Source organism: Petrachloros mirabilis (assembly GCF_975968855.1).
On sequence record NZ_CDLUDY010000160.1, the window covers coordinates 1 to 5,051 of the forward strand.

Below are 5,051 nucleotides of genomic sequence, written 5' to 3' on the forward strand. Positions count from 1 at the left end.
AATCGTCCTCCGCTAGCGTTGAATCCTGTATGTCAGGATAACTCAGACTGCCGAATCTCCCTAGGAAAAAGGATTATTGAAGTTCAAACAATCAGGTAGGTTACGCGGGTTGTTCTCTATTACTTCGCATCTTCAGCGCTTCCAGGCGTTGTCGATCGAGATTGATGTATAGGGATTTTTCTTGCGTGACGAAAACGGCGCCGGTCGCTTGGCCCTTTGCTTTCTTTACCCACTTACGTTTTGTATAGATGACTTCCCCTTTCCCGCTTTTCTTAAGATCACTATAGAGCAACGCGAGAGTTGCGGCGTCCTGCAATGTCTCAGGCGGTGGATCCATGCCCTTTTCGAGGCGTATGACCACGTGCGATCCCGGTGTACCCCTCGCATGGAGCCAAAGGTCGTCACTTTTTGCGATGCCGAACGTCAACTCGTCATTTTCTTTCGCATTGCGTCCGACAAAGATGGGAAGCCCGTCTGTCGAAATAAATCTCCGGAACGGGCCTCGGCGGTCATGATGAGGAATCTTGCGCGGAGGTGAAGCGGTTGCCGCTTTAGCTTGCAGAACTGTGCGCAGGGAAGGCGGTTGCAACCAGGTTCCTTCTTCGATTTCCGCGAGTTCGTGCCTGAGTCTGGCAAGAGTCTGCTCCGCCTGGGCAATCCGAGGTTTCAACTCCCGGTCGGCAGCCAAGTATTTCCGGTGTTTCTTGAAATAGTCGTCCATATTGCTACGGGGTGATCTTGTAGGGTCGATCGGGACAGTAACTTCCGGCATAGATTCGTCGAAGTAATCGATCACTGTAATGTGGTCCATGCCTTTCTTGACGGAGTGCAAATTCGTTTTGATCAGCTCTCCGTAACGGACGTAGTCTCGGTACTTCTTGGTTTTTGCCAAGTCGTTCTTCCAGGCTGCAATTCGCCGCTCTTCTCTCTTGATGGTTTTCCCCAGCACCCGGCGCCGCTCGTCGATGGCATCATTCCGGGCCCTGGTGATTTCCTTCTCACGGAAATAGTCCTCAATTGCGGCTGATAAAGAATAGCCTTCTGACTCCGGCGATGATGAGAATCGCCGGCTCGCCGGTCGTGTGGTGCCGGGCTTCTGTTGAGGTGGCGCTTGGTAGAGTCGTCCCGTGTTCCCTTGCTGCCGGTTGAGGTCCCGCATAATCCTGTGGTTTTCGTCCAGAACCAGCAGGTTCGCTGTTTTCCCTGTCAATCCGCACACGAGTTCCCGAGGGCCCTCTTTGGTAGTGAGGCGTAGGGTCACAATTCTGTCATCAGGAATTTGTTCGATCCCATCTATCCGTGCCCCTTGGAGATGGCCACGAAGGAATTGGCAGAAGGGAGGGGGGCTCTCAGGGTTTGTTGAGGGATGGAACAGCAGATGAAGTCGGCAGATATTAGGGTCGCATGAAATGAGGAGTCGGTGAGTCCTGCCAGGAGCACGAACTTCGAGGACAATCGAGCGATCTGATGGTTGGTGGATTTTTTGAAGCCAGCCACCCTGAATCGCCGGCCGTATCTCTTCCAGCACGTTGTGTATTTCATTTGCCGTCAGAGACATGCGCGCACCGATCGCCATGTGATGGCTAAACCCTTCAATGATTCGGCAAGGAACAGTTAGGATTGCCTGTCCTTGCACCTACCTGACTCGTCAATTCTGACCAATGGGGCCAAACCGGTCACAATTTTCCTTCACATACGCAGGTTCAGTCCTGCTCGTACTCTACGATTCAGCAATAAAACCCGCAAGCCTGTTTAGGTATTCCTGGCATTCGGCTTGCTTGTTCGGCTTGCTTGGAGGAGAGGTGACACAAGTCTCCTAAGATTTCGCTTATTCGCGGATATGCACTGGGCCACTCACTTCGGGAGAGGAGGATCCCATGCGTTGTGCTAAGTGTGATGGACTCATGGTCGCCGATGACTTGATTGATATGAGAGAAAGCTATCATCCCATGTGGATGAAAGCATGGCGTTGCGTGGCCTGCGGCAACGTCGTGGATCCATTGATTCTTCGCAACCGTATGATTCAGGAGGCTGGGGCATTGCATCTCTTGAAGCCTGTGCCGCCAGTGGCCCTTGTTGGCTCATCTAAAGCGTCGGCATGATTTTCCAACATACGATACGCGGCGCTGAAACCTGACAGATGCTGTTCTCTCTTGTACGGGGCAGTGTCGTATTCCCACGCTTTGCAGGGGGATCATTGAGTACCTCGTCCGATGCCTGCGCGCAAACCACTATAATCTCGACAGGTTAGAAGGGCTATGGGATGGTATGAGCAAGGCATTGTTATTGCGCTGAGAAGCAGCAGCGGGGTTCACATGGAGCCAATCATGATTTGCCAACCGTACATTTCGAACCAGAAAGCGCTTGGAGCTGGGAGAACTGCCGCGCTTTGCCTGCTGGCGGTTGGGAGCCTTATGCTGCAGGGTTGTCTTGCCGGAGCGTGGCTAGCTGCGGTAAGCGTCGATTCAGTGAGAAATACCGAAGACACATTTCGGCCGTTCGAACAATCGTGGGTGTCTACTGAAAGACCATCAGAAATTTTAGGAGGCTCTTCTCTGACGAGCGTTGCTGTTGCACCGGTCGAAGGGGACGATGAAATGGCCTCGCGGCTTTCAACTATTCTCCAACGGCAGACGGCGCTACGGGTTGAATTATCCTCGCCAGCCCATCAGGCGGCGCCCGGGCTGTCCGACGATGATACGAAGCGGGCTGAAACTGCAAGATCCCTTTCCCGGGAACTCATCGTCGATGCGGTGTTGTTCGGTCGGGTTGCCGATGCCGAGCGACATCCCAGTGATTGGGGATGGAACAATAAAGAGTTATGTCGGCTTTATCTCTACCTCGTCGATCGGGATGGACATCTCTTATGGAAGGATGAACTTCCCTTTACCGTGATACCCGGGTCTAAGCCTCCGCTCGAGCATTCCATGCAGGCGGCGCTCGACCGTCATTTAATGAATCACGTGAGAGATCTCGGACTCGACAGTATTGGGTATTTCCCGCCCAGGAACTCCTGACACGCCGGTTCTTGCAGCACTATCAACTCTTCGATAGAGTCATGGCTCTTCTCCTGTAGGAGTGTCGCATGACTCTGTTCGATTTTCCGGCTCTCATACGATTACAGTCCGAGTTTCGTCAGTCCATGCGAACGTTGCTCTCGGATCTGTGCCGGGACATCGATGACCAATATGCCGATCTCGCCAGCGCCACGGACCTCCCTGTCAGTTATTTCCGATATCTCGCACAGTCGTTCAAGCCGGAACACTATTCGAATTGGAAAGTCGTGGGATGGATCGAGGCTATCAACGATCTGGTCTATTTCCTTGATGTACTTCAACAATTGAAGCAGGAGAAAGATCAGGAGACTTTCGCAGCACAACTCTTTGCCGAATGCGAAGAGAAACTCTTTGAGAACAGCTACCTCGACGATTTGTTTCCGAGGGGGCGACCGCAAGTGGGAGGGCTCATAACGAGATTGCAGTGGCTTTGCAGGAAGCTCGCGCGGGACATTATCCAGGAATCGCTGTTCTTTGACCCGCGTCTGCCCATGTTATGGATAGGACGGCGTGGAATTCGCGCATGGGAAGTCTCAGGAAGCCTGGCTCAAAATTTCGAACGCGCCGAACAGTCTTTCGCTCTCTCGATCGGAATGGCGGGAGAGGAAGTCGTAGTTCCTCGATCGGTTGCCAAATCGATAGGCCGGTACGGCCAGCCGGTGTATTTCGAAGTCAGGAAGCGAGAGATCGTGCTCAAGGCAGGTCAACGAATCCCCATCTTCTCACTCATGAACAACAGTGTGGATTGGTATTGGCCAAGGCAGGCGGCAGTCGAAGCAGCCAGCACACCCAGTGGATATTTGACCATCGGCCCGACGTTGCAATACGGAAAAGATCGGCAGCCGAAGAAAGTCATCGCGACCGACCAGAAACAGATTGGGCGTATTACACGAGCATGGGAAGTAATCGGGCAGGCGTGGCCGGAAGGCCATGCCATCTTAGAGCTGCTCACATCACGGATCATTCCCCTGAGAGCAAAAGGGGTCGTGAGTTTTAGCTATCGTCATAGGCCAGGACTCTCCTTCATCAACTGTTTCGACCGTGACAATCTCGATCTCATCGATGATCTGATTCACGAAAACAGCCACCATCATCTCAATCTCTTGCTGCGGAAACACGTCATGTATCACGGCGACCGTAATCAACAGATCTTCTACTCTCCCTGGCGGCGGAGCCTGCGACCGATTCGCGGCATTTTGCACGCGGCCTTTACATTCACGATGGGGGCATTGCTGTTTGAACGACTTTCATCCTGGGCCGAAACGCAGAAAGGGATCAAACAGTGGAAGGAATCCGGGCTGACGCAGCGCGACCTTATGCGCGCACGCTTTCGTTGTCTTGAAGAAATTGAGTCAGTCCGTTACTCGATTCAGGATCTTGAATATGCCGGCCGGCACCTCAAATGGATCACCGGCTCCGGCGCGCGGTTGGTCCGGCAGCTCGAAGAAGAGATCTCGAAAGCCGAGCAACGCATCGCCCGACATCGGAACGCCGTCATGGCCTCCTCGTTCGCCCCCGCCCTCCGCAAACACATCAAAGAACTCCAGCGCGCCCGCCAAACCTACGGCCCGGTGCGCTTAAGTAAAGCGTGAGGTTGGTGAATTCAGGTGCTAAGCGTGATTCTCTATTCAGCTAATAAGAACAGGGGCGGGGTGCGAGGACGAGCGATTGATCGACGGAAGGACCCGAAACATCTTAGGATCGGATGCATCCCAGCCACCCCATCTCGCTACGGTTCAACCGTCACATCCACAAACGCCGGCAAACTATCCGCCCCTTTTTTATCCGTCACCCTCAACTTGAAACGAAATAATTTCGGCGTCGAGACCCGCGGGGCCAGGAACGAAGCTTCAGAATTGTTGACGCCAAGCAATGAAATCTTACTGCCCCGGATTTGACTCCATGTATAGAAGAGCGCCTCCCCTTCGGGGTCTCTGCTCTTCAGGCCGTTCAATTTGACTTTGGATCCCGCCTTCATGGTTTGATTGGCTCCGG

General features: G+C 53.4%; 5 protein-coding genes. 3 read left to right on the forward strand and 2 right to left on the reverse strand.

Annotated elements, in window-relative coordinates; translation table 11 throughout:
• Positions 1–100 precede the first annotated feature (100 nt).
• Entirely contained in the window at positions 101–1,576 is a 1,476-nt protein-coding gene (locus tag ACWVCN_RS06395; RefSeq protein ID WP_455244726.1) for an Rqc2 family fibronectin-binding protein, read from the reverse strand.
• A gap of 301 nt (positions 1,577–1,877) precedes the next feature.
• Here ACWVCN_RS06395 and ACWVCN_RS06400 point away from each other — a divergent pair, with 301 nt between their 5' ends.
• The 3 genes from ACWVCN_RS06400 (at position 1,878) to ACWVCN_RS06410 (ending at position 4,648) form a co-directional block, all read left to right on the forward strand.
• Positions 1,878–2,102 (forward strand): hypothetical protein, encoded by a 225-nt coding sequence (locus ACWVCN_RS06400; protein ID WP_455244727.1) that lies wholly within the window; start codon positions 1,878–1,880, stop codon positions 2,100–2,102.
• 225 nt (positions 2,103–2,327) lie between these two features.
• Positions 2,328–3,017, forward strand: a complete 690-nt coding sequence (locus ACWVCN_RS06405; RefSeq protein WP_455244728.1) for a hypothetical protein — start codon at positions 2,328–2,330, stop codon at positions 3,015–3,017.
• A gap of 68 nt (positions 3,018–3,085) precedes the next feature.
• Positions 3,086–4,648 (forward strand): aKG-HExxH-type peptide beta-hydroxylase, encoded by a 1,563-nt coding sequence (locus ACWVCN_RS06410; protein ID WP_455244729.1) that lies wholly within the window; start codon positions 3,086–3,088, stop codon positions 4,646–4,648.
• A 137-nt stretch (positions 4,649–4,785) separates the two neighbouring features.
• Here the strand turns inward: ACWVCN_RS06410 and ACWVCN_RS06415 are convergent.
• Positions 4,786–5,051: PKD domain-containing protein (locus ACWVCN_RS06415; protein ID WP_455244730.1), on the reverse strand; the 266-nt coding region annotated here is incomplete at its 5' end.